Genomic DNA, 23,060 nt, shown 5'->3' on the forward strand with positions numbered 1-23,060 from the left:
CTACCGGAAAGCAAAACGCCGCGCGGAACCTGGCGGGTTCGCGCGCGGCGCGGGAAAAATCGAAGCGTCAGGCGACCGAATCGGCAGGCTGGCGGGTCAGGAGCGCCATCAACTGGGCAATTTCCTCACGCATCTTGCGCCGATCCACGATCATGTCGATCGCGCCCTTCTGCATCAGGAATTCGGCGCGCTGGAAACCTTCCGGCAACTTTTCGCGCACCGTCTGCTCGATCACGCGCGGCCCGGCAAAGCCGATCAACGCCTTCGGCTCGGCGATCACGACATCGCCCAAAAACGCGAAACTAGCGGAAACGCCGCCCATTGTCGGATCGGTGAGGACGGAAATGAACGGCAGCTTGGCTTCGGCCAGCTTGGTCAGCATGGCCGTGGTTTTTGCCATTTGCATCAGCGAAAGCAGACTTTCCTGCATCCGCGCGCCGCCCGACGCCGTGAAGCAGATGAACGGCACGTTCTGCTCGATCGCGTTGCGCGCGCCGCGCACGAAACGCTCGCCGACGACCGAGCCCATCGAGCCGCCCATGAACGAGAATTCGAAGCATGCGACCACTACCGGCAGCGTATGGATCGCGCCGCCCATGACGACCATCGCGTCGGTTTCGTCGGTGTCTTCCATCGCCTCTTTCAGGCGATCCGGATATTTGCGGCTGTCCTTGAACTTCAGGGCATCGACCGGCAGAACTTCCTGGCCGATCTCGTAGCGGCCTTCGGGATCGAGCAGGCTGTCGAGCCGTTCGCGCGCGCCGATACGCATGTGATGGCTGCACTTCGGGCACACGTGCAGGTTCGCCTCGACGTCGTTGCGATACAGCACGGCCTCACACGCCGGACACTTGATCCACAGGCCTTCGGGAATGCCCTTGCGGCTTTTCGGATCGGTTTGCTTGATCTTCGGCGGCAGTAGTTTGTCGAGCCAGCTCATCTTGTTCCTTCCTGTCGTTCTGGGACACGCGCGGCGCGAACGCCGCGCTTCTCACGGTTATTTTGCAGAATCCAACGCGGTACGAATCTCTGCGATAAAGCGCGTCAGCGCGTCAGCGGCCTGATCCGGCGCGGCTTCTTCGAGCAGTTGCACGAGCCGGCTGCCGATCACGACCGCGTCCGAAACTTCGGCCACGGCGCGCGCCGTTTGGGCGTCACGGATGCCGAAACCCACGCCGACCGGCAGCTTCACATGCGACTTGATGGCCGGGATTTTACTCGCGATGCTGTCTACGTCCAGATTAGCCGAACCGGTTACGCCTTTCAGCGACACGTAATACACGTAGCCGCTTGCCACCTTGCCGACCGCCGCGATGCGCTCATTGGTCGAAGTCGGCGCGAGCAGGAAGATCGGATCGATGCCCGCGTCCTGCATGATCCGCCCGAATTCCACCGACTCCTCGGGCGGGTAATCCACAACCAGAACGCCGTCGACACCCGCCGCTTTCGCGGCATCGGCGAAAGCGCTTGCGCCCATTCGCTCGATCGGATTGGCGTAGCCCATCAGGACAACCGGCGTTGTGCCACCGGTTTCGCGGAAACGCTTCACGTCGGCGAGAACGCTGCGCAGCGTGACGCCGCGCGCGAGCGCACGTTCCGACGAACGCTGGATGACCGGACCGTCGGCCATGGGATCGGAAAACGGCACGCCCAACTCGATCACGTCCGCGCCGCCGCGCGCGAGCGCATGCATGAACTCGACGGTCTGCTCCGGATTCGGGTCGCCCGCCGTGATGAACGGGATCAAACCCTTCTTGCCCTGCTGGGCCAATGCTTCGAAAGTCTGCTTGATTCGCGACATGAAAGTTTCTCTTTGCGCGCAATTACGCGCTTTTAGCATTCTTTAGCGTTAAATTGCGGTAGCTTGGCTATTCTGTTGCTTCGGTGGCTGCGTCGGTGCTGAGGATTTCCGCCGGGGCGGTTATGTCCGCCGTGTGGGGCGCAAGCCGCACCGGCTTAGCCTCGCTCACGCGCTTTTCCGCGATGGCGCAGTAGTCGGGATTGATTTCATGACCGATAAACTGCCGCCCCTGGCGCGCGCACGCGACAGCCGTCGTGCCGCTGCCCATGAACGGATCGAGCACGCGGCCGCCCGGCGGACAACTCGCAAGCACCATCCGCTCGACGATTTCCAGCGGCTTTTGCGTCGGATGATCGACCCGTTCGGCGTGCTGGCGGTGCAGCCGCGAGACCGACCAGACGTCTTTCGGGTTATAGCCCATCTCCAGCCACTTGCTGCCTTCGAACAGCTTGCGCGACCGCGCTTTCTTCGTGACCGCGTCGTAGGGGATGCGTACGGGATCGAGATCGAAGTAATAATCCTTCGATACCGCGAAATAGCCGATGTTATCGTGTACTGACGTAAATTTACGCGTCGTTCCGCCCATACTCGGCACGCGACGATCCCAGACGATCTCGTTGATCATCAGCAGGCGGCGCTTGAGGAACACGAACAGTTCCGGCGAATATTGCCAGGTGCAAAAGATATACAGCGAGCCGCTCGGCTTGAGCTTCGGAATGGCGAGATCGAGCCAGCCATACGTCCAGTCGAGGAAGGCCTCGCCCGAAAGCATGTCGGAGTCGTTTCCGTAATTCTTGCCCAGCCCATAAGGCGGATCGGCCACGATCAAATCGATCGAACCGTCCGGAATGGTCGCTGCATCGGCGAGAAAATCGCGGTTGCGCAAGTCGATACCGGGCCGCACAGCGGCCTCGGTCTCGGTCAGGATCAACTTGTCGAACGCGTCGCGCATCGTCCGCGGGCTCAGAACTGAATGCCCGATCGCTCGGCGACCGTATGCATGTCCTTGTCGCCGCGACCCGAGAGGTTCACGAGCAGCACCTTGTCTTTCGGCAGCGTCTGCGCGAGCTTCGCGCCGTACGCGAGCGCGTGACTCGATTCGAGCGCAGGAATGATCCCCTCGATCCGGCAGCAATCGTGGAACGCCTTGAGCGCTTCTTCGTCGGTGATACCGACATATTCCGCGCGGCCCGCGTCCTTGAGCCAGGCGTGCTCGGGACCGACGCCCGGATAATCGAGGCCCGCCGAAACCGAATGCGTCTCGATGATCTGCCCGTTCTCGTCCTGCAGCAGATACGTGCGGTTACCGTGCAGCACGCCCGGACTGCCGCCAATCAGCGAGGCCGCATGACGCCCGGTCTCGATGCCGTCACCCGCCGCTTCCACGCCGATCAGTCGGACCTCTTTATCTTCGATATACGGGTAAAAGATGCCCATCGCATTCGATCCGCCGCCAACGCACGCGATCACCGCATCGGGTTGACGCCCGGTCATTTCCGGCATCTGAACGCGGCATTCATCGCCGATCACGCGCTGAAAGTCGCGCACCATCATCGGGTAAGGATGCGGGCCGGCAACCGTGCCGATGATGTAGAACGTGTCTTCGACGTTCGTAACCCAGTCGCGCATCGCTTCATTCAACGCGTCTTTCAGCGTTTTCGAGCCGGATTCGACCGGCACGACCGTCGCGCCAAGTAACTTCATGCGATAAACGTTCGCCGCCTGACGACGCACGTCCTCGGAACCCATATAAACCACGCATTCCATGCCGAAACGCGCGGCGATTGTCGCCGTTGCCACGCCGTGCTGCCCGGCGCCGGTTTCCGCGATCACGCGCGGCTTGCCCATCTTGCGCGCAAGCAGCGCCTGGCCGATCACGTTGTTGACCTTGTGAGCACCGGTGTGATTCAGGTCTTCGCGCTTGAGATAAATCTGCGCGCCGCCGAGCATCTGGCTCCAGCGTTTAGCGTGATAAATCGGCGACGGCCGACCGACGTAATGTTTCAGTTCGTACCCGTATTCCGCGATGAACTCGGGATCCTGTCGCGCTACATCGTAGGCTTCGCGCAATTCGTCGAGCGCGTGGATCAGCGTTTCGGAGACGAACACGCCGCCAAATTGGCCGAAATGGCCTTTATCGTCTGGTAAGTTGTACATGTGTCACTCTCTCGGTGTCGCGGCAGCAGGCGCTGCCGCGTTCCATTCATCCAGCATCCGCTTCGCGCACCGCGCGCACGAACGCCGACATCCGGGCGTGATCTTTCACGCCCTTTGCACCCGCTACTTCGATGCCGCTAGAGACATCGACCGCGTAGGGGCGCACGCGATGGATTGCGTCAAGGACGTTTTGAGCGTTCAACCCACCACTCAAAACGGCCCGATGCCCGAGATCTGTTGGAATAAGTGACCAATCGAATACCTTCCCGCCGCCGCCGTAGCCGTCGACAAGTGCGTCGAGCAAGAGGCCATTGGCTGCCGAATAATTTAGAGATGATTCTACCAAATCGGCCGCTCGCGTATCAGCCCCCACGCGCAGCGCGCGCCAGTAAGGCACACGGGCCTCGGACGCGAGCGCCGCGCAATCGGCGGGCGATTCGTCGCCGTGGAACTGAAGCAGCGAGAGCCGCACGGCTGACGTGACTTCGCGAATCCATTCCGGTGTTGCGTTGACGAATAAACCGACCGCCGACACGAGCGGCGGCACATGACGCATCAATTCGACCGCTTGCTCGACGCTGACCGCACGCGGGCTCGGCGGATAGAACACAAAACCGACCGCGTCCGCGCCCAGTTCGACCGCGTGCTGCACGTCCTCGGGCCGCGAGAGCCCGCACAGCTTGATGCGCGTGCGGTGATTATTTGCCATGTCTTTGCGTCATTTCGAGTCTGCCCAGACCGCGCTCCACGGCGAACTGCCGAGCTGCGGCGCGGGAACCGCGAAGTTTTCAGGATAGCCGACATCGGCGAGATAAAGCCCGTCCGGCATGAATGTAGGTGCAGCGATCCGCCGATCCCGCGCGGCCAGCACGTCGGCCATCCACGACGAAGGATGGCGATGCCGCCCGATCGCGACGAAACATCCCATCAGATTGCGGACCATGTGGTGCAGAAACGCGTTGCCGCGAAACCTGAAGTGGACGAAATTGCCCTGCTCGCGCACATCGATCTGGTACAGATGTTTGATCGGCGTTTTGGACTGGCAACCGGCCGCGCGAAACGACGAAAAGTCGTGTTCTCCGATCAACACGCTAGTAGCGTCGCGCATCGCGTCGACATCGAGCGGCGTATGAACCCATCCGGCGCGGCCGGTGGTCATCGGCGAACGCACGGGATTGACGTAGAGCGCGTAGTGATAGGTGCGCTCGAACGCGCTGAAACGAGCGTGGAAATCGTCGGGCATCGGCTTCGCCCATTGCACCGAGATAGTCGCCGGCAGGAACGCGTTCGTGCCGCGAATCCACGAAAAATCGGTGCGATCGAGGTCGGTATCGAAATGGACGACCTGCCCGAGCGCATGCACGCCGGTGTCCGTGCGCCCGGCGACGACCGTCTGCAGGCGCGTCTGGCCGAATTCGGCCAGCGCGCGTTCCAGTTCGTCCTGCACCGTCTTGCCGTGCAACTGCGTTTGCCAGCCGCAAAACGCCGATCCGTCGTACTGAATGCCTAACGCGATCCGCATGTCAGGACAGCGGCGCGAGCGTCGAAAGCAACGCGGCGGCTTGCTGGCGCGTCGCGGTATCGTTCGAATCGATCACTTCCTGCAGCAGTGTGCGCGCGCCGAAGTGATCCCCGAGTTCGATGTATTCCGAGGCCAGTTCGAGCTTGTTCCGCGCGATGGTCGCGAGTTGCTCGGGCGTGAACGCGGGCAGAGGCTCGGATTGGCTCGGCAGGTTGAGATCGAAGTCGAGGCTCAGCGGGGCGAAACGCGATGCGCCCAAGCCCGCCACTGACGCCGGCCCGGCCGTTCCGTGCTCGATTTCACCGCCGACGCTTGTGGGTTCATCGGCGTGCTGCGGCTCGGACTGGCGCTTGAGCACGTCCATCTCCGCGACGGGCTGCGGCCTGACGGGTTCGGGCGCGAGGGGCAGCGGATCGTAGCTGGCGCGCACCTCGCCGTACTCGGCGGGCACCACACGCGAACCGGGATGATGCGTCGGGCCGTAGTCCGGTCCGCCATTCGACAAGCCGACCTGCGCTGGCGCGCCGATTCCGGTGTCGTCGTGACGCGGCGGCAAGCCGAGATTGAGCGTGCCAAGCGCGTCGATTGCGTCTTGCGGGAACGTGGGCTGCGGGAAATTCGGCGCGGGTGAAGGGCCGTCGCCGTGCGTGTCGTGGAATTCGTAGGATTGGAGATTTGGATCGGCGTAGACGGCGGTTCGGGATGCTGCTTCGCGTTCGGCTTGCTCCGCTGCGGCGCGTTCTGCTGCTTCGCGTTCGGCTTGTTCGGCTGCGGCGCGTTCTGCTGCTTCGCGTTCGGCTTGTTCGGCTGCGGCGCGTTCTGCTGCTTCGCGTTCGGCTTGTTCCGCTGCGGCGCGCTCTGCCGCTTCGCGTTCGGCTTGTTCGGCTGCGGCGCGTTCTGCTGCTTCGCGTTCGGCTTGTTCCGCTGCGGCGCGCTCTGCCGCTTCGCGTTCGGCTTGTTCGGCTGCGGCGCGTTCTGCTGCTTCGCGTTCGGCTTGTTCGGCTGCTTCGCGTTCGGCTTGTTCGGCTGCGGCGCGTTCTGCTGCTTCGCGTTCGGCTTGCTCCGCTGCGGCGCGCTCTGCCGCTTCGCGTTCGGCTTGTTCGGCTGCGGCGCGCTCTGCCGCTTCTCGTTCCGCTTGTTCCGCTGCCTCGCGTTCCGCAGCTTCCCGTGCCGCCTGCTCCGCCGCCTCGCGTTCCGCCGCTTCGCGTGCCTCGCGCTCCGCGCGCTCAGCCGCCTCCCGCGCCGCCTGCTCCGCGGCTTCACGTTCCGCCGTCTCTCTCGCCACGCGCTCGGCTTCCTCACGCGCGATACGCTCAGCCTCGTCCCGCGCCTCGCGCTCAGCCTTCTCCTGCGCCTCACGCGCGGCGGCTTCGCGCGCCGCCTGCTCGGCAGCGGCCCGTTCCGCCGCTTCCCGTGCCTCCCGCTCAGCCGCTTCACGCGCAGCGATCTCGCGAGCTTCCGCCTCGCGTTCCGCGGCCTCGCGCGCAGCGGCTTCGGCGGCCAGCGCGCTCGTCGGCGGCATGAAATTCAGATGGCGAGCCGCAGGCGCCTGCGGCTCGAACACCGGCGCACGCTTGCGCTCCGGTTCGCGCACACCAGCCGGCGCGACGGCTGCCGGTTCGGCCACCGTCGCTGTCGCGGTCGTCGTATCGTCGCGACCAAGCGGCGGCTCGAAATTGGGCTCAATACGCGCTTCGTCGATCGACCCGCGAGCACGGGCGGCTTCATCGGATTCGGGGAACGTTTCGTCGTCACTCGAGGACGCGAACGACTGCGCGGCGTCGTAGCTCTCGATACTCGCCGCCACCGCGTTCAACTCGCCCTGCTCGCGCCCGACCGACGCTGCGTCGAGATCGGCGGCGCCCGTCGCGCCCGCCGCCGGAGCCGCTGGCATGACGGGCATCTCGAACGGTCGCGTTTGCCGAGCAGCCGCAGCAACAGCAGCGGCCCGGCGATTCCGGCGAGCGCGCGCGACGAACAGCAGCAGCAGAACGACGATAGCGGCCAACACGGCCAGCAGCGCGAAGCGATCGACCGGAAACGCGCCCGGAACCGGCGTGCGGGCTGGTGCGGCGGCGCTTGCAGCCGGCGTCACCGGTGCGGGCGCCGCCGATGCCGCGACCGATGCGGGCTCGGATGCCGCCTGCGGCTGAACGGCGTCAGCCGCGCTGGATGCGGCGGCTGCCAGCGCGCCCGTCACGCTCGACGCAGCATTCGCACCCGCGCTCGCCGGCCCGCCAGGCGCTGACGCGGCGTTCGCCACAGGCGTCGCTGGATTCACAGGCGTCGCTGGATTAGCTGAATTAGCTGAACTCGCGATGGCGTTAGCACCGGCCGAAGCCGCAGGCGCAACCGCCGCAGGCTCGCTCGCCGCCGATGCCGCCGGACCCGCGCCGAAATCTACCGCCGGCACGTTCAGCACGGCGCCGAGTCGCATCTTGCTCGGATCGCCTTTCATGAACGCATTCGGATTGGCGTCGAACAGCGCGCGGGACATCTTTTCCCGCACGGCCCGGTCGCGCGACCCGGTAATGTCGATGGCGACGTCGCTCAGCGACTGGCCCGGCTTCACCGTGTATTGCGTGCCGCCCGCCACCGACGGCGTCGCAGCGGTCGCCGCCGCGTTGGTTTGTGCGCCGGCTTGAGCTTGGGCGTCGACCGCGTTCGCCCCGAAAGCAAGCCAGGCGACGCTCGCCGCGACCAGCGCCGCGCGCCGCAGACGGGCCGCGTTGCCTGACAGTTGAACGAGTGGCCGGCGGGATCGAACGGTCATTGAGGCTCCGGTGCGTCAGTAATTATGTCGTTGAGACTAGCAATTAAAACCAGCTTTTGCGGAATTTTGCTTCCGGCCGCGCAAACAAAAAAGCGCCGCGAAAAACGCGACGCTTCTTTTGACTCCGCGCGTCTTAGGCGCGTAGTTTACTTTACTTGTCCAACAGAATGCGAAGCATACGGCGCAACGGTTCCGCCGCGCCCCACAGCAGCTGGTCGCCGACCGTGAACGCCGACAGATATTCGCCGCCCATCGCGAGCTTGCGCAGACGGCCGACCGGCACCGTCAGCGTGCCCGTGACGACTGCCGGCGACAAATCGCGCATCGACGCTTCGCGCTCGTTCGGCACGACCTTCACCCAGTCGTTCGCCGAGGCGAGAATGCCGTGGACTTCGTCGAGCGGGACGTCGCGACGCAGCTTGATGGTCAGCGCCTGCGAGTGGCAGCGCATCGCGCCGATCCGCACGCAGAGGCCGTCCACCGGCACCGAGCCGGGTTCGCCCATCGCCGGTTTACCGAGAATCTTGTTGGTTTCGGCGCCGCCCTTCCACTCTTCCTTCGACATCCCGTTGCCGAGATCCTTGTCGATCCACGGAATCAGCGAGCCGGCGAGCGGCACGCCGAAGTTGGCGGTGGGCATTGCGTCGCTGTTCATCGTGGCGAGCACGCGGCGGTCGATATCGAGAATCGCCGACGACGGATTCGCGAGTTCGTCCTTCACTGCGCCGTGCAGCGCGCCCATCTGGTTCAGCAGTTCGCGCATGTTCTGCGCGCCCGCGCCCGATGCGGCCTGATAGGTCATGGCGGTTGTCCATTCGACGAGATCCTCGCGGAACAGGCCGCCCAGCGCCATCAGCATCAGGCTCACCGTGCAATTCCCGCCGATGAAGTTCTTGCCGCCCTTGACCAGCGAATCCTTGATGACGTTCAGGTTGACCGGATCGAGGATGATGACCGCGTCGTCCTTCATGCGCAGCGACGAAGCCGCGTCGATCCAGTAGCCGTTCCAGCCGGCCGCGCGCAGTTTCGGGTACACGTCGTTCGTGTAGTCGCCGCCCTGGCACGTGATGATGGCGTCGCACTTTTTCAGGTCGTCGATGCTTGTCGCATCTTTCAGCTTGGTCTCGTTTTTCGCGAACGACGGCGCATTGCCGCCCGCATTGCTGGTGCTGAAAAACACCGGTTCGATCAGGTCGAAATCGCCTTCCTGCTGCATGCGTTGCATCAGGACGCTGCCGACCATACCGCGCCAACCAACGAGACCTACGTTCATGACTAACCTTTGAAGTGGACGCTTCCCCGCATCTTTACCCGGCGTGGCCGCGCGGGGAAGATGGGCGGACACGACGGACGATCAGCGAATCGTGATCGTTTTGTGGGAGATTTTCGTAACGATTTCGGCAAAGCGCGCGGACACGCTAATGCTCGTGGCGAGACTCGTCGCGCGGGCCGTTTCGCCGCGTGAGATGGAGTCCAAAGAGATTTGAGAGATCTGCGCCATAACAATAGAGTCTACACGATAACCCGCTGTTTCCGCCGCGCCCGCGTCGCGTTTAAACCAATTTGACGCGGATCGTGCGCGATAAGCGAGGAAAAGAGATGAAACCGCGCGATCGACGATATCCTGAAAAAGACGCCAATCGCGCTTTACTGCTTAAAGCGCCGCTAGAACCGCTTCGCCCATTTCCTTCGTGCCGACGACCTTGCCATCCTGCGTCGCGATATCGCCCGTGCGATAACCCTGTTCGAGCACTTTCTTGACCGCCGTTTCGATACGGTCGGCCTGTTCCGCCTTGCCGAGCGAGTAGCGCAGCATCATCGCGGCGGAGAGGATGGTGGCGAGCGGGTTGGCGACGCCCTTGCCCGCGATATCCGGCGCCGAACCGTGCGACGGCTCGTACAGGCCCTTGTTGTTTTTGTCGAGCGATGCCGACGGAAGCATGCCGATGGAACCGGTCAGCATCGCGGCTTCGTCGGAGAGAATGTCGCCGAACATGTTGCCGGTCACCACCACGTCGAACGCTTTCGGCGCCTTCACCAACTGCATCGCCGCGTTATCGACGTACATGTGCGACAACTCGACGTCCGCATATTCCTTCGACACATCGATCATCACGTCGCGCCAGAACTGCGATGTTTCCAGCACGTTGGCTTTGTCGACGCTCGTCAGCTTCTTCTGGCGCTTTTGCGCCGCCTGGAACGCGACATGCGCGATCCGGCGCACTTCCGGCTCCGAATAACGCATGGTGTCGAAGCCTTCCTTCGCGCCCTCGAACAAGCCATCCGGCGACGAACGCACGCCGCGCGGCTGGCCGAAATAGATATCGCCGTTCAGTTCGCGCACGATCAGGATATCGAGACCCGACACGATTTCCGGCTTCAGCGACGACGCACCCGTCAATTGCGGATAGCAGATCGCCGGGCGGAAGTTCGCGAACAACTGCAAGTGCTTGCGCAGTCCCAGAATGGCCTGCTCCGGACGCAGCGCGCGTTCGAGCGAATCGTACTTCCAGTCGCCGACCGCGCCGAACAGGATCGCGTCAGATTCCTTCGCCAGCGCGAGCGTCGAATCCGGCAACGGATGACCTTTCGCCTCGTAACCCGCACCGCCAACCGGCGCTTCTTCCATCTCGAACTTTTCGCCGAGCGCGTTCAGCACCTTGACCGCTTCCTTGATGATTTCCGGGCCGATGCCGTCGCCGGGCAGCACTGCGATTTTCATGTTGTGTCCCAATTTCGAGTCAGTGAGATTTAGCCGACGAGGCGGTTGTTCAGCCACGGCTGTTTCGCGAGCCGCTCGGCTTCGAACTGGCGGATTTTATCGGCGTGACGCAGCGTGAGGCCGATGTCGTCGAAACCGTTCAGCAGGCAGAATTTGCGGAAGCCCGGCACGTCGAACGCGTATTCCGTGCCGTCGCCGGTGCGGACCACTTGCCGTTCGAGATCGACGGTCAGTTCGTAGCCGACGAACGCGTAGGTTTCGTTGAACAGCTTGTCGACGTCCTGCTCCGAGAGGGGAATCGGCAGCAGGCCGTTCTTGAAGCAGTTGTTGTAGAAAATATCCGCGAAACTCGGCGCGATGATCGCGCGAAAGCCGTATTGATCCAGCGCCCACGGCGCGTGCTCGCGCGAACTGCCGCAGCCGAAATTCTTGCGCGTGAGCAGGATGGACGCGCCCTGATAGCGCGCCTGGTTCAGCACGAAATCCGGATTCAGCGGGCGCTTCGAATTGTCTTCGCCGGGCTGGCCGACATCGAGATAACGCCACTCGTCGAACGCGTTCGGGCCGAAGCCGGTGCGTTTGATCGACTTGAGGAACTGCTTCGGAATGATCGCGTCGGTATCGACGTTTTCGCGATCGAGCGGCGCCACGAGCCCGCTATGAACAATGAATTTTTCCATGATGCCTGACCGATGTTTGAGCCGTTGTTGAGCCCTTTCGAGGGCTGCGAACTGACCTATTTCGCCGCTTTGTCGCTGATCGAGCCGCCGAGATGCTGGAGATCCTCGCCGAAGCCGTGGACCGTATTGCAGCCGGCGATCAGGAAGAGCGATGCGAAGAGAATTGCGATGCGCTTCATGTCGGAATAAGTTGGTTCGGAGTTAAGCGAGCTTGCGGATATCGACGAAGTGGCCTTCGATGGCCGCCGCCGCCGCCATCGCCGGGCTGACCAGATGCGTACGGCCGCCCGCGCCCTGCCGTCCTTCGAAGTTGCGGTTCGACGTGGATGCGCAACGCTCGCCCGGATCGAGCCGGTCGGCGTTCATCGCGAGGCACATCGAGCAACCCGGCTCGCGCCACTGGAAACCGGCGTCCGTGAACACTTTGTCGAGCCCTTCGCGTTCTGCCTGCGCCTTCACGAGGCCCGAACCCGGCACGACCATCGCGAGCCGGATGTTCGGCGCGACGCGGCGGCCGAGCGTCTTCACGACATAGGCAGCGGCGCGCAGGTCTTCGATTCGCGCGTTCGTACACGAGCCGATGAAAACCTTGTCCGGCTTGATGGATTCGATCGGCGTATTCGGCGTGAGCGCCATGTAGTGGAGCGCGCGCTCCATAGCATCGCGCTTGACCGGATCTTTCTCGCGTTCCGGGTCCGGCACGCGGCCGTCGATTGAGGTCACCATTTCCGGCGACGTGCCCCACGTCACCTGCGGCACGATTTCAGCCGCGTTCAACTCGACCACGCGATCGAACTGCGCGCCCGCGTCGGACGTGAACGTGCGCCAGTACTGCGCGGCCTGCTGAAATTCGACGCCTTGCGGCGAATACGGACGGTCTTTCAGATAATTGATGGTGGTGTCGTCCACCGCGACCATACCGGCGCGCGCGCCCGCTTCGATCGCCATGTTGCAGACCGTCATGCGGCCTTCCATCGACAACGCACGGATGGTCGAGCCGCCGAACTCGATGGCGTAGCCCGTGCCGCCCGCCGTGCCGATCTTGCCGATGATCGCGAGCACGATATCTTTCGCCGTGCAGCCGCGCGGCAATGCGCCTTCCACCTTCACCAGCATGTTCTTGCTCTTCTTCTGCAAGAGCGTTTGCGTTGCCAGCACGTGCTCCACTTCCGACGTGCCGATACCATGCGCCAGCGCGCCGAACGCGCCGTGCGTGGACGTGTGCGAGTCGCCGCAGACGATGGTCATGCCCGGCAGCGTCGCGCCCTGCTCCGGCCCGATGATATGCACGATGCCCTGACGCAGATCGTTCATCTTGAACTGCGTGATGCCGAACGCATCGCAGTTCGCGTCGAGCGTATCCACCTGCAGCTTCGAAACGGGGTCGGCGATGCCGTGCGAACGGTCGGTGGTCGGCACGTTATGGTCGGACACCGCCAGATTCGCGCTGATGCGCCACACCGGGCGCTGGCCGAGCTTCAGTCCTTCGAACGCCTGCGGACTGGTCACTTCGTGCAGCAAATGACGGTCGATATAGAGGATGGACGTGCCATCTTCTTCCGTGTGGACAACGTGCGAATTCCACAGTTTGTCGTAGAGAGTCTGTGACATGGTTTGCGGTGTAGTTGTGACTGCGGGGGCGGTACTGTGTGTCGGTCGATTATGACACGCCGCGTTCTCGTCTGCGTTCCGCTTCGGGATAAAAACCGATAAAAAACAGGGAGTTGGGTGGTAGTTACGCTACCTGTATCGGGGCTACCCGGATGGCGCCCAGGCGTGGCCGTGAAGAGCGTTCGCCCATGAAAAAACCCCGGCGATTACGCGCCGGGGTTTGGAGAAAATTGCGACTATTGGCGTTTTAACGCTGATCGATCGGCTTTGCCTTGCGCGGCGTATCGCCGACGAACAACTGACGCGGACGGCCGATCTTCTGTTCCGGATCCGCGATCATTTCGTTCCACTGCGCGATCCAGCCGACCGTACGCGCCATCGCGAAGATGCAGGTGAACATCGAGGTCGGGATGCCCAGCGCGCGCTGAACGATACCCGAGTAGAAATCGACGTTCGGGTAGAGCTTGCGCGACACGAAATATTCGTCTTCCAGCGCGATTTTTTCGAGTTCCATCGCGAGCTTAAAGAGCGGATCGTCGTGCAGACCGAGTTCTTCGAGCACTTCGTGGCACGTTTCGCGCATCAGCTTCGCACGCGGGTCGTAGTTCTTGTACACGCGGTGACCGAAGCCCATCAGCTTCACGCCCGAATTCTTGTCCTTCACCTGCTTGATGAATTCGCCGATGTTGTCGACCGAGCCGATCTCTTCCAGCATGTTCAGCGCCGCTTCGTTCGCGCCGCCGTGCGCCGGGCCCCACAGGCAGGCGATACCGGCCGCGATACACGCGAACGGGTTCGCGCCCGAGGAACCGGCGAGGCGCACGGTGGAGGTCGACGCGTTCTGCTCGTGATCGGCGTGCAGGATCAGGATGCGGTCGAGCGCGCGCACCAGCACGTCGTTGACCTTGTACTCTTCGCACGGGTTCGAGAACATCATGTGCATGAAGTTCGCGCTGTACGACAGGTCGTTCTTCGGATAAACGAACGGCTGGCCGATGCTGAACTTGTACGCCATTGCGACCAGCGTCGGCAGCTTCGCGATCATGCGAATAGCGGACACTTCGCGGTGACGCGGGTCGTTGATGTTCAGCGAGTCGTGATAGAACGCCGACAACGCGCCGACCGCTGCGACCAGCACCGCCATCGGATGCGCGTCGCGACGGAAGCCACGGAAGAAGAAGTGCATTTGCTCGTGCACCATCGTGTGCTTCGTCACCGTCTCGGCGAATTCGGTCTGTTGCGCGGCCGTGGGCAGTTCGCCCTTCAGCAGCAGGTAACAGGTTTCGAGGAAGTCGGCGTTCACCGCCAGATCTTCAATCGGGTAACCGCGGTACAGCAGCTCGCCCTTGTCGCCATCGATGTAGGTAATGGCGGAATTACACGCCGCCGTCGACATGAAGCCCGGGTCATACGTGAACTTGCCGGTCTGACCGTACAACTTGCGGATGTCGATTACGTCAGGACCCAGAGTGCCCTTGTAAATCGGCATTTCGACGCTCGGCGAGTTGTCGCTGAACGATAGCGTGGCTTTAACATCTGACGGGGTCATAGCACATCCTCAATCGAAGTTTGGAAAACAGGTTTTCGATAATTGCACGACGAGCGGATTTACGCTTAAACGGAGCGAAGCAGTTCCAGTACGCGGGTCATGTCCGGCGAGGCCAGATCGCCTTCCGGTTCCTTGCGCGCGAGCAGCAAGTCCATCAGGTCGTTATCGCTCAGCTCGAGCAGGCGGGTCAGTACTCCGACATCCGCGTCGCTGAGGTCATGCTCATATCGGCTGAAGAAACGCTCGAAGATCAGGTCGTTTTCCAGCAGGCCGCGCCGTGCTCGCCAGCGAAGGCGCGCACGGCGTAGAGGGTCGGACTGATGCGGTATGTCACCCATTGCACAAGTCCATCTCAGACAGCACGGCGCACCATCAATTCCTTGATCTTGCCGATCGCCTTTGTCGGATTGAGGCCCTTCGGGCACACATCGACGCAGTTCATGATCGTATGGCAACGGAACAGACGGTACGGATCTTCCAGGTTGTCGAGGCGTTCGCCCGTCGCTTCGTCGCGGCTGTCCGCGATGAAACGATAAGCTTGCAACAGACCCGCCGGGCCGACGAACTTGTCCGGGTTCCACCAGAAACTCGGGCACGACGTCGAGCAGCTCGCGCACAAAATGCACTCGTAAAGGCCGTCCAGCTCGTCGCGTTCTTCCGGCGACTGCAGGCGTTCCTTTTCCGGCGGCGGCGTATCGTTGATCAGGTACGGCTTGATCGAATGATACTGGTTAAAAAATTGCGTGAAGTCGCAGATCAGGTCGCGCACGACCGGCAGGCCCGGCAGCGGGCGCAGCACGATTTTCTGCGGCAGATCGTTCATGTTCTGCAGGCACGCCAGGCCATTCTTGCCGTTGATGTTCATTGCGTCCGAACCGCACACGCCTTCACGGCACGAACGGCGGAACGACAGCGTTTCGTCGACCGATTTCAGCTTCAGCAGTGCATCCAGCAACATGCGCTCGTGCGAGTCGATTTCGATCTCGTAGGTTTGCATGCGCGGTGCTGCATCGCGGTCCGGATCGTAGCGGTAGATTTCAAAAGTACGCTTTGCCATTTCGATTCCCTTGCCCTTAGAAGGTACGCGCCTTGGGCGGCACCGATTCGACCGTCAGCGGCTGCATCTTCACCGGCTTGTAGTCGAGGCGATCGCCTTCGCTGAACCACAGCGAATGGCGCATCCAGTTTTCGTCGTCACGATGTTCGTAGTCGCTGTGCGCATGCGCGCCGCGACTTTCCTTGCGCGCTTCGGCCGAGACCATCGTGGCGCGCGCCACTTCGATCAAATTCGCCAGTTCGAGCGCTTCGACCTTCGCCGTGTTGAACACCTTCGACTTGTCTTTCAGATGCACATGCTTCGCGCGCTCGGTCAGTTCGGCGATCTTGCCGACGCCTTCCTCGAGCAGCTTCGACGTGCGGAACACGCCGGCGTGCGCCTGCATGGCCGAGCGGATATCGCCCGCGATGGCTTGCGTGTACTCGCCCGACGACGAGTTTTCCAGCACCGCGAGGCGTTCCAGCGCGAAGTCGGCGGCATCGGCCGGCAGCGGCTTGTGCTCCTTCATTTCCTTCGCGTGCTTGATGATGTGGTTGCCCGCGGCGCGGCCGAACACCACCAGGTCGAGCAGCGAGTTCGTGCCGAGACGGTTCGCACCATGCACCGACACGCACGAGCATTCGCCCACGGCATAAAAGCCGTTGACCGGATCGTCGTAGCCCTTGGCCGTTCCGACCACCTGGCCGTGAATGTTCGTCGGAATGCCGCCCATCTGGTAATGGATGGTCGGCACGACCGGGATCGGCTCCTTAATGCAATCCACGTTCGCGAATTTCAGCGCGATTTCGCGGATGGACGGCAGACGCTTGAGAATGGTTTCCGCGCCGATGTGCGACAGGTCAAGCAGCACGTGGTCCTTGTTCGGACCCACGCCGCGGCCTTCCTTGATTTCCTGGTCCATCGAACGCGAAACGAAGTCGCGCGGCGCCAGATCCTTCAAAGTAGGCGCGTAGCGTTCCATAAAACGCTCGCCGTTCGAGTTACGCAGAATGCCGCCTTCGCCGCGCACGCCTTCGGTAATCAGCACGCCCGCGCCGGCCACGCCAGTCGGGTGGAATTGCCAGAATTCCATGTCCTGCAACGCGATACCCGAACGCGCCGCCATGCCGAGGCCGTCGCCGGTATTGATGAACGCGTTGGTCGATGCCGCGAAGATCCGGCCCGCGCCGCCCGTGGCGAACAGCGTGGTCTTGCCTTCGAGAATGTGGATGTCGCCCGTTTCCATTTCGAGCGCGGTCACGCCGAGCACGTCGCCGTCGGCGTCGCGGATCAGATCCAGCGCCATCCATTCGACGAAGAAGTGCGTCTTGGCTGCGACGTTCTGCTGATACAGCGTGTGCAGCAGCGCGTGACCGGTACGGTCCGCCGCCGCGCAGGCGCGCTGCACCGGCTTCTCGCCGTAGTTCGCCGTGTGGCCGCCGAACGGGCGCTGGTAGATCGTGCCGTCCGCGTTACGGTCGAACGGCATGCCCATGTGTTCGAGTTCGTACACCGCATTCGGCGCTTCACGGCACATGAATTCGATCGCGTCCTGGTCGCCGAGCCAGTCGGAGCCCTTGATCGTGTCGTAGAAGTGGTAGTGCCAGTTGTCTTCGCTCATGTTGCCGAGCGACGCGCCGATCCCGCCTTGCGCGGCGACCGTGTGCGAGCGGGTCGGGAACACCTTCGACAGCACCGCGACCGACAGACCCGCGCGAGCGAGTTGCAGCGAGGCGCGCATGCCGGAGCCGCCCGCGCCGACGATAACCACGTCGAACCGGCGACGCGGCAGGGAAGTCTTGATTGCAGCCATTCTTTAAACTCTCCAGAGAATCTGTGCAGCGTAGCTGGCGCATCCGACCAGCCAGAGGATGGTCAACACCTGCAGGAACAGGCGCAGCCCGACCGGCTTGACGTAGTCCATCCAGATGTCGCGAATACCGACCCACGCGTGATAGAAGAGCGAAAGCAAGGCGACAAACGTGGCGAGCTTCATCCACTGGAGGGCGAAAATCGATGCCCAGCCTTCGTAGGAGAAGTCGCGAGCAACGAAGAACCAGAACAGCAGGATGAGCGTGTAGGCAGCCATGACGACAGCCGTGATGCGCTGGGCAAGCCAGTCGCGCAGACCGTAATGAGCGCCGACGACAAGGCGCTTCGGGCCGACTCTGTTATTGACTGCCATTTTTAGAAGGCTCCGAAAAGTTTGAGCGCGACCGCGATCGTGAGCAGCGACGACACGACGAGCACCACGATGGAGGTCTGCTTGCCGCCTTCCTTGCTCACCATGCGGTGGGTGTCGAGGAGCAAAAAGCGCACGCCCGCGCAAAAATGGAACATGTACGCCCACGAAAGCACGAGGACGATAAGTTTGACGAGGGGATTGGCGAGAAAGCCCTTGAAGGCGTCGAAACTGATTTCCGACGTCAGGCTCTGGTCCAGCAGGTAAAGAATGAACGGCAGCGAAACGAATAGCAGCAGACCGCTGATGCGATGCAGGATGGAGACCTTCCCTGCTAGCGGCAGTCGATACTTCGAGATTTGACCGATTCCGATGTTCCGGTACTCAGGCCTTGGTTTTTTTACAGCTTCAGCCATGCTAGACCCCAACTTTGTTATCACACTAATCCGCGATTTTAGCGCCTTTTTATATCGCGCTGCAGCGAAAAGCCTCTCAAGAAACTATTGCGGCGCGCGTAAAACAGGCGTTAAGAACCCGCTCGCGAGCCGTGTGTGGGCTGCTCGTCGAGCGTTCGTCCATTCAATTCAACTCAAATCGTTTTGATAGTAATAGCCGGTTGTGACATACCATCCGCGCCGCACTTCGACGGGACGATCTCCATAGGTATAGGACACACGTTCGACGGAAAGCAGCGGAAAACCGGGGCTGACGTGAAGCAATTCGGCCACGGCGGGTTCGGCCGCGACCGCCCGAATCTTCTCCGACGCACGAATCATGCGCGTACCGAACTCCGTCTCGAACATCGCATAAAGCGGGCCTTTGTAATCGGCGAGACGCTCGGCCGTCAGGCCGCGAAATACCGCGCCGGGCAGCCAGATTTCGTCGAATACGGTGGTCTCGCCATCAAACTGCAACAGGCGCCTGATAAGAACGACAGGGTCGGCGGGTTTGAGGTCGAGCTGGCGGGCGATCTCGGCGGGCGCGCGCAGGCGCTTGCAGTCGAGAAGGCGGCTGACGTGGGGATGTGCGTCGCCATCGTCGGGAAGCAGGCGCAGGAAACGGAATTGCACGCGGTCTTCGTTGTGCGTTGCAACAAACGTACCCTTGCCTTGACGGCGGACGAGGAGATTGTCTGCGGCGAGTTCGTCGATGGCCTTGCGCACCGTGCCCTGGCTAACTTTGTAGCGGGCGGCCAGTTCGACTTCGCTGGGAATGATTTCGCCGGGCTTCCATTCGCCGGTTTCGAGCCCTTGCGTGATGAGGGCCTTGATTTGCTGATACAGCGGGCTGAACGTCGGCGAGGAAGCAGGCGCAACTTCGGTCGCGCCAGCGCCGCCGGTCGGGTTCGTCGTGCTCGCTGGGTTCGAATTCATCCGCGCATTTCATCATAAAGCGCGGCGGCGAGTCCAGCGCTTTTCCATCGATTCCTATGTCTTATATAAGACATAAGATACTGTTGACTTTATCATGGACGAATCCTACACTCCTTGTCGAGCAAGGGTTTGCGGGTTTTTGCCGCGACTTTCGCACCAGCCGATCAGGCGCTTGGGCGCTGTCTCTCGCGCATGACGGACGGTTTGAGCGGAAGGGTCGAGGTCGGATATCATCAGCGCCCTCGCCGCTTGCCGTCTCACGCCGAACGGCTTCGATCCGCCCGCCGCTGCCTGTGTTTTACCTTGCAACGTCCGCGCCGCCTCGAAACTTTAGCGCGCGACGGTCTCGCGGCTTTCGCGCCGTTCCGGTCACTCCCTCGCTCGAAGAAAGATTCACAGCATGGCGGCCGCGTCTCGGCGCTTTCCGCCGCTGGAATGCACCGGCGCCCGCGCTTGATTCCCGGGCGGCGCGGCGGTCGTTTCGGCGGTGTGGAACGCGGCTTGGCTGACATGCTTCATCAACGCTTCGCGTAACGCGCATAAAATGGCGTTTTCCCTAGCGTCTCACGCACCGTCCAGGAGATTTCTCAATGGCTAAGTCCGCAAAGCGCGTTGCCGTCACCGGCGCCGCAGGTCAAATCGGTTACTCGCTGCTGTTCCGTATCGCCAATGGCGATCTGCTCGGCAAGGATCAACCGGTCATCCTTCAACTGCTCGACCTGCCGCAAGCGCAAGGCGCCGTGAAAGGCGTCGTCATGGAACTGGAAGACTGCGCGTTTCCGCTTCTGGCCGGCGTCGTCGTGACCGACGACCCGAAGGTCGCGTTCAAGGACGCCGACGTCGCGCTGCTGGTCGGTGCGCGTCCGCGCTCGAAGGGCATGGAGCGTAAGGATCTGCTGTCGGCCAACGCCGAAATCTTCACGGTTCAGGGCAAAGCGCTGAACGAAGTCGCGAGCCGCGACGTGAAGGTGCTGGTGGTCGGCAATCCGGCCAACACCAACGCATACATCGCGATGAAGTCGGCGCCGGATCTGCCGAAAAAGAACTTTACCGCTATGCTGCGCCTCGACCACAACCGCGCGCTGTCGCAACTGGCCGCCAAGTCGGGCAAGCCGGTCGCGTCGATCGAAAAGCTCGCCGTGTGGGGCAATCACTCGCCGACGATGTACCCGGACTTCCGTTTCGCGACCGTCGATGGCGAGTCGCTCACGAAGCTCATCAGCGACGACGAATGGAACCGCAACACGTTCATTCCGACGGTCGGCAAGCGCGGCGCGGCGATCATCGAAGCGCGCGGTTTGTCGTCGGCGGCATCGGCGGCGAACGCGGCAATCGACCACGTGCGTGACTGGGTGCTGGGCACGAACGGCAAGTGGGTCACGATGGGCATTCCGTCGGACGGCTCGTACGGCATTCCCGAAGACATCCTCTACGGCGTGCCGGTCACGTGCGAAAACGGCGAGTACAAGCGCGTCGAAGGTCTGGAAATCGACGCGTTCTCGCGCGAGAAGATGGACGGCACGCTGAACGAACTGCTCGAAGAGCGTGACGGCGTCGCGCATCTGCTGGGCAAGTAATTCGCCTCGCGCCGCGCCCGTGCGAACGGGCGCGGCGACCTGCGAGCGCTCACGCGAGCGCAGCAGATTCATGCGCGCTTGAACGCTGGCCGTCCGAGCGCGCACGAATCCGCTCTTTCCATATCAACTACTCTTCAAAACCGAACCGACGCCGACGATGCGCGCTCTCACCCCCGCCGAAGTGTTGTTTGATGGCGACGTGCAACCCGCCATCCTGCCGCCGTGCGATCACTACGCGGGCAGCGAAAAGCTGATCCGCAAATCGCTCGCGCTGCAGGCGCAACTCGGCCCGGTGTTCGACATCACGCTCGATTGCGAAGACGGCGCCGAAGTCGGCCGCGAAGCCGCGCACGCGGAAATGGTCGCGTCGTTCCTTGGTTCCGCCGACAACCAGTTCGGCCGCGTCGGCATCCGTATCCACGATTTCCAGAATCGCGCCTGGCGCGATGACGTGCGCATCATCCTGCGCGCGTCGGCGAAAGCGCCCGCGTACATCACGCTGCCGAAAATTCGCAGCGTGTTCGACGCGGCGGAAATGCTCGCGTTCGTCGAGGCGACGCGCTGCGAACTCGGCATCGCGCAGGCGATTCCCTGCCATGTGCTGATCGAAACGCACAGCGCGCTCGCCGATGTTTTCGAACTCGCGGCGCTCCCGGGCGTCGAATCGTTGAGTTTCGGGTTGATGGACTTCGTGTCCGCCCACAACGGCGCGATTCCCGACACCGCCATGCGCTCGCCGGGCCAGTTCGATCACCCGCTCGTACGCCGCGCGAAGCTCGAAATCGCGGCCGCGTGTCATGCGCACGGCAAGGTGCCGTCGCATAACGTGTCCACAGAAGTGCGCGACATGAACGTGGTGTCGAACGACGCGGCGCGCGCCCGCAACGAATTCGGCTACACGCGGATGTGGAGCATCCATCCCGCGCAGATCGAGCCGGTAGTCGCCGCGTTTTCGCCGCGCGCCGATGAAATCGCGGTCGCCGCCGAGATTTTGCTGGCCGCGCAGGACGCGCAGTGGGGCCCGACGCGCCACGGCGACACGCTGCACGATCGCGCGAGTTATCGCTATTACTGGTCCGTGCTGCGCCGCGCTCGCGCCGCGCAGCAGGCATTGCCCGAAGGCGCCGAGGCGCTGTTCGGTTCCGACGAAATTGCCGAAGGAAGCCGCACATGACCACTCAAAGCGCAGGAGCCCTTTTCCGCGCCGCTGTCGCCACCGAGAAGCCGTTGCAACTCGTCGGCGCGATCAACGCGAATCACGCGCTGCTGGCGCGCCATGCGGGCTTCAAGGCCATCTACCTGTCCGGCGGCGGCGTCGCGGCCGGATCGCTCGGCTTGCCCGATCTTGGCATCTCCACGCTCGACGACGTGTTGACCGACGTGCGCCGCATCACGGACGTCTGCGATCTGCCGCTGCTCGTCGATGTCGATACCGGCTTCGGGCCGAGCGCGTTCAACATTGCGCGCACGGTCAAGTCGCTCATCAAGGCGGGCGCGGGCGCGATGCATATCGAAGACCAGGTCGGCGCGAAGCGCTGCGGGCATCGGCCGGGCAAGGCAATCGTCACGCAGCAGGAAATGGTCGATCGCGTGAAGGCGGCTGTGGACGCGCGCACCGACGAGAATTTCGTGGTCATGGCGCGCACCGACGCGCTCGCGGTTGAGGGTCTGCAATCGGCCATCGAGCGCGCGCAGGCGTGCGTCGAGGCGGGCGCGGACATGATTTTCCCCGAGGCGATGACCGAACTCGGCATGTACAAACAGTTCGTCGATGCCGTGAAGGTGCCGGTGCTCGCGAACATCACCGAATTCGGATCGACACCGCTATTCACCGTCGAGGAATTGCGTGGCGTGGATGTGTCGATCGTGCTGTACCCGTTGTCCGCGTTTCGCGCGATGAACAAGGCGGCTGAGAACGTCTATCGCACGATCCGCCAGGACGGCACGCAGAAAGCGGTCGTCGATACGATGCAGACGCGCAATGAACTTTACGCGAGCATCGGCTATCACGACTACGAGCAAAAGCTCGACGCGCTGTTCAACCAGAACAAGTAACGCATTTCAAAGCAATGGAGAC

Annotated in this window: 22 protein-coding genes; 3 read left to right on the forward strand and 19 right to left on the reverse strand. The window is 62.5% G+C overall.

Annotated elements, in window-relative coordinates; translation table 11 throughout:
• Positions 1-67: 67 nt before the first annotated feature.
• The 19 genes from accD to AC3D25_RS29845 all read right to left on the reverse strand — a co-directional run bounded on the left by accD (position 68) and on the right by AC3D25_RS29845 (position 19,406).
• The gene (gene accD, locus AC3D25_RS29755; RefSeq protein WP_488892061.1) at positions 68-940 is read right to left on the reverse strand and encodes an acetyl-CoA carboxylase, carboxyltransferase subunit beta; all 873 of its coding nucleotides are present in this window, start codon (positions 938-940) and stop codon (positions 68-70) included.
• A gap of 57 nt (positions 941-997) precedes the next feature.
• Entirely contained in the window at positions 998-1,801 is an 804-nt protein-coding gene (gene trpA, locus AC3D25_RS29760; RefSeq protein ID WP_488892062.1) for a tryptophan synthase subunit alpha, read from the reverse strand.
• Positions 1,802-1,868: 67 nt separating this feature from the next.
• Positions 1,869-2,753 carry a DNA-methyltransferase gene (locus AC3D25_RS29765; RefSeq protein ID WP_488892063.1) on the reverse strand — a complete coding sequence of 295 codons (885 nt, stop codon included), beginning with the start codon at positions 2,751-2,753 and terminating at the stop codon, positions 1,869-1,871.
• 11 nt (positions 2,754-2,764) lie between these two features.
• Positions 2,765-3,958 (reverse strand): tryptophan synthase subunit beta, encoded by a 1,194-nt coding sequence (gene trpB, locus AC3D25_RS29770; RefSeq protein ID WP_488892064.1) that lies wholly within the window; start codon positions 3,956-3,958, stop codon positions 2,765-2,767.
• Positions 3,959-4,004: 46 nt separating this feature from the next.
• Positions 4,005-4,667: a phosphoribosylanthranilate isomerase gene (locus AC3D25_RS29775; protein WP_488892065.1), complete on the reverse strand. Its 663-nt coding sequence runs from the start codon at positions 4,665-4,667 to the stop codon at positions 4,005-4,007.
• Between the two features lie 9 nt (positions 4,668-4,676).
• Positions 4,677-5,480: a tRNA pseudouridine(38-40) synthase TruA gene (gene truA, locus AC3D25_RS29780; protein ID WP_488892066.1), complete on the reverse strand. Its 804-nt coding sequence runs from the start codon at positions 5,478-5,480 to the stop codon at positions 4,677-4,679.
• A gap of 1 nt (position 5,481) precedes the next feature.
• The gene (locus AC3D25_RS29785) at positions 5,482-8,253 is read right to left on the reverse strand and encodes a motility hub landmark protein FimV (protein WP_488892067.1); all 2,772 of its coding nucleotides are present in this window, start codon (positions 8,251-8,253) and stop codon (positions 5,482-5,484) included.
• A gap of 151 nt (positions 8,254-8,404) precedes the next feature.
• On the reverse strand, positions 8,405-9,526 hold the full coding sequence (asd, locus tag AC3D25_RS29790) for an aspartate-semialdehyde dehydrogenase (protein WP_488892068.1): 1,122 nt from the start codon (positions 9,524-9,526) through the stop codon (positions 8,405-8,407).
• A 381-nt stretch (positions 9,527-9,907) separates the two neighbouring features.
• Positions 9,908-10,975, reverse strand: coding sequence for a 3-isopropylmalate dehydrogenase (gene leuB, locus AC3D25_RS29795; protein WP_488892069.1), 1,068 nt, complete (start codon positions 10,973-10,975; stop codon positions 9,908-9,910).
• Positions 10,976-11,004: 29 nt separating this feature from the next.
• Complete coding sequence (leuD, locus tag AC3D25_RS29800) at positions 11,005-11,655, reverse strand: 3-isopropylmalate dehydratase small subunit (RefSeq protein WP_488892070.1); 651 nt, start codon at positions 11,653-11,655, stop codon at positions 11,005-11,007.
• Between the two features lie 56 nt (positions 11,656-11,711).
• Positions 11,712-11,834, reverse strand: coding sequence for an entericidin A/B family lipoprotein (locus AC3D25_RS29805; RefSeq protein ID WP_488892071.1), 123 nt, complete (start codon positions 11,832-11,834; stop codon positions 11,712-11,714).
• Between the two features lie 22 nt (positions 11,835-11,856).
• Positions 11,857-13,266 carry a 3-isopropylmalate dehydratase large subunit gene (leuC, locus tag AC3D25_RS29810; protein WP_488892072.1) on the reverse strand — a complete coding sequence of 470 codons (1,410 nt, stop codon included), beginning with the start codon at positions 13,264-13,266 and terminating at the stop codon, positions 11,857-11,859.
• Between the two features lie 247 nt (positions 13,267-13,513).
• Positions 13,514-14,815, reverse strand: coding sequence for a citrate synthase (gltA, locus tag AC3D25_RS29815; protein WP_488892073.1), 1,302 nt, complete (start codon positions 14,813-14,815; stop codon positions 13,514-13,516).
• Positions 14,816-14,880: 65 nt separating this feature from the next.
• Complete coding sequence (locus tag AC3D25_RS29820; RefSeq protein ID WP_488892074.1) at positions 14,881-15,153, reverse strand: FAD assembly factor SdhE; 273 nt, start codon at positions 15,151-15,153, stop codon at positions 14,881-14,883.
• Positions 15,154-15,167: 14 nt separating this feature from the next.
• Positions 15,168-15,872, reverse strand: coding sequence for a succinate dehydrogenase iron-sulfur subunit (locus tag AC3D25_RS29825; RefSeq protein ID WP_488892075.1), 705 nt, complete (start codon positions 15,870-15,872; stop codon positions 15,168-15,170).
• A 16-nt stretch (positions 15,873-15,888) separates the two neighbouring features.
• Positions 15,889-17,664 carry a succinate dehydrogenase flavoprotein subunit gene (gene sdhA, locus AC3D25_RS29830; RefSeq protein WP_488892076.1) on the reverse strand — a complete coding sequence of 592 codons (1,776 nt, stop codon included), beginning with the start codon at positions 17,662-17,664 and terminating at the stop codon, positions 15,889-15,891.
• 3 nt (positions 17,665-17,667) lie between these two features.
• A complete protein-coding gene (gene sdhD, locus AC3D25_RS29835; protein ID WP_488892077.1) occupies positions 17,668-18,036 on the reverse strand; it encodes a succinate dehydrogenase, hydrophobic membrane anchor protein in 369 nt (122 codons plus the stop codon).
• A gap of 2 nt (positions 18,037-18,038) precedes the next feature.
• Positions 18,039-18,449 (reverse strand): succinate dehydrogenase, cytochrome b556 subunit, encoded by a 411-nt coding sequence (gene sdhC / locus AC3D25_RS29840; RefSeq protein ID WP_488892078.1) that lies wholly within the window; start codon positions 18,447-18,449, stop codon positions 18,039-18,041.
• A 168-nt stretch (positions 18,450-18,617) separates the two neighbouring features.
• Entirely contained in the window at positions 18,618-19,406 is a 789-nt protein-coding gene (locus AC3D25_RS29845) for a GntR family transcriptional regulator (protein WP_488892079.1), read from the reverse strand.
• Positions 19,407-19,996: 590 nt separating this feature from the next.
• On the opposite strand from AC3D25_RS29845, the gene AC3D25_RS29850 reads away from it, so the two are divergent.
• The 3 genes from AC3D25_RS29850 (at position 19,997) to prpB (ending at position 23,038) form a co-directional block, all read left to right on the forward strand.
• Entirely contained in the window at positions 19,997-20,983 is a 987-nt protein-coding gene (locus AC3D25_RS29850; RefSeq protein ID WP_488892080.1) for a malate dehydrogenase, read from the forward strand.
• A 157-nt stretch (positions 20,984-21,140) separates the two neighbouring features.
• Complete coding sequence (locus AC3D25_RS29855) at positions 21,141-22,157, forward strand: HpcH/HpaI aldolase/citrate lyase family protein (RefSeq protein WP_488892081.1); 1,017 nt, start codon at positions 21,141-21,143, stop codon at positions 22,155-22,157.
• Positions 22,154-23,038, forward strand: coding sequence for a methylisocitrate lyase (gene prpB / locus AC3D25_RS29860; protein WP_488892082.1), 885 nt, complete (start codon positions 22,154-22,156; stop codon positions 23,036-23,038). The genes AC3D25_RS29855 and prpB overlap by 4 nt, the downstream gene beginning before the upstream one ends.
• Positions 23,039-23,060: the final 22 nt, after the last annotated feature.

The sequence above is a fragment of the Caballeronia sp. SL1002 genome, from assembly GCF_057814995.1.

Bases quoted from the DNA above. Each gene is read 5' to 3' on its own strand.
- accD (WP_488892061.1), bottom strand. From the start codon at position 940: ATGAGCTGGCTCGACAAACTACTGCCGCCGAAGATCAAGCAAACCGAT.
- trpA (WP_488892062.1), bottom strand. From the start codon at position 1,801: ATGTCGCGAATCAAGCAGACTTTCGAAGCATTGGCCCAGCAGGGCAAG.
- AC3D25_RS29765 (WP_488892063.1), bottom strand. From the start codon at position 2,753: ATGCGCGACGCGTTCGACAAGTTGATCCTGACCGAGACCGAGGCCGCT.
- trpB (WP_488892064.1), bottom strand. From the start codon at position 3,958: ATGTACAACTTACCAGACGATAAAGGCCATTTCGGCCAATTTGGCGGC.
- AC3D25_RS29775 (WP_488892065.1), bottom strand. From the start codon at position 4,667: ATGGCAAATAATCACCGCACGCGCATCAAGCTGTGCGGGCTCTCGCGG.
- truA (WP_488892066.1), bottom strand. From the start codon at position 5,480: ATGCGGATCGCGTTAGGCATTCAGTACGACGGATCGGCGTTTTGCGGC.
- AC3D25_RS29785 (WP_488892067.1), bottom strand. From the start codon at position 8,253: ATGACCGTTCGATCCCGCCGGCCACTCGTTCAACTGTCAGGCAACGCG.
- asd (WP_488892068.1), bottom strand. From the start codon at position 9,526: ATGAACGTAGGTCTCGTTGGTTGGCGCGGTATGGTCGGCAGCGTCCTG.
- leuB (WP_488892069.1), bottom strand. From the start codon at position 10,975: ATGAAAATCGCAGTGCTGCCCGGCGACGGCATCGGCCCGGAAATCATC.
- leuD (WP_488892070.1), bottom strand. From the start codon at position 11,655: ATGGAAAAATTCATTGTTCATAGCGGGCTCGTGGCGCCGCTCGATCGC.
- AC3D25_RS29805 (WP_488892071.1), bottom strand. From the start codon at position 11,834: ATGAAGCGCATCGCAATTCTCTTCGCATCGCTCTTCCTGATCGCCGGC.
- leuC (WP_488892072.1), bottom strand. From the start codon at position 13,266: ATGTCACAGACTCTCTACGACAAACTGTGGAATTCGCACGTTGTCCAC.
- gltA (WP_488892073.1), bottom strand. From the start codon at position 14,815: ATGACCCCGTCAGATGTTAAAGCCACGCTATCGTTCAGCGACAACTCG.
- AC3D25_RS29820 (WP_488892074.1), bottom strand. From the start codon at position 15,153: ATGGGTGACATACCGCATCAGTCCGACCCTCTACGCCGTGCGCGCCTT.
- AC3D25_RS29825 (WP_488892075.1), bottom strand. From the start codon at position 15,872: ATGGCAAAGCGTACTTTTGAAATCTACCGCTACGATCCGGACCGCGAT.
- sdhA (WP_488892076.1), bottom strand. From the start codon at position 17,664: ATGGCTGCAATCAAGACTTCCCTGCCGCGTCGCCGGTTCGACGTGGTT.
- sdhD (WP_488892077.1), bottom strand. From the start codon at position 18,036: ATGGCAGTCAATAACAGAGTCGGCCCGAAGCGCCTTGTCGTCGGCGCT.
- sdhC (WP_488892078.1), bottom strand. From the start codon at position 18,449: ATGGCTGAAGCTGTAAAAAAACCAAGGCCTGAGTACCGGAACATCGGA.
- AC3D25_RS29845 (WP_488892079.1), bottom strand. From the start codon at position 19,406: ATGAATTCGAACCCAGCGAGCACGACGAACCCGACCGGCGGCGCTGGC.
- AC3D25_RS29850 (WP_488892080.1), top strand. From the start codon at position 19,997: ATGGCTAAGTCCGCAAAGCGCGTTGCCGTCACCGGCGCCGCAGGTCAA.
- AC3D25_RS29855 (WP_488892081.1), top strand. From the start codon at position 21,141: ATGCGCGCTCTCACCCCCGCCGAAGTGTTGTTTGATGGCGACGTGCAA.
- prpB (WP_488892082.1), top strand. From the start codon at position 22,154: ATGACCACTCAAAGCGCAGGAGCCCTTTTCCGCGCCGCTGTCGCCACC.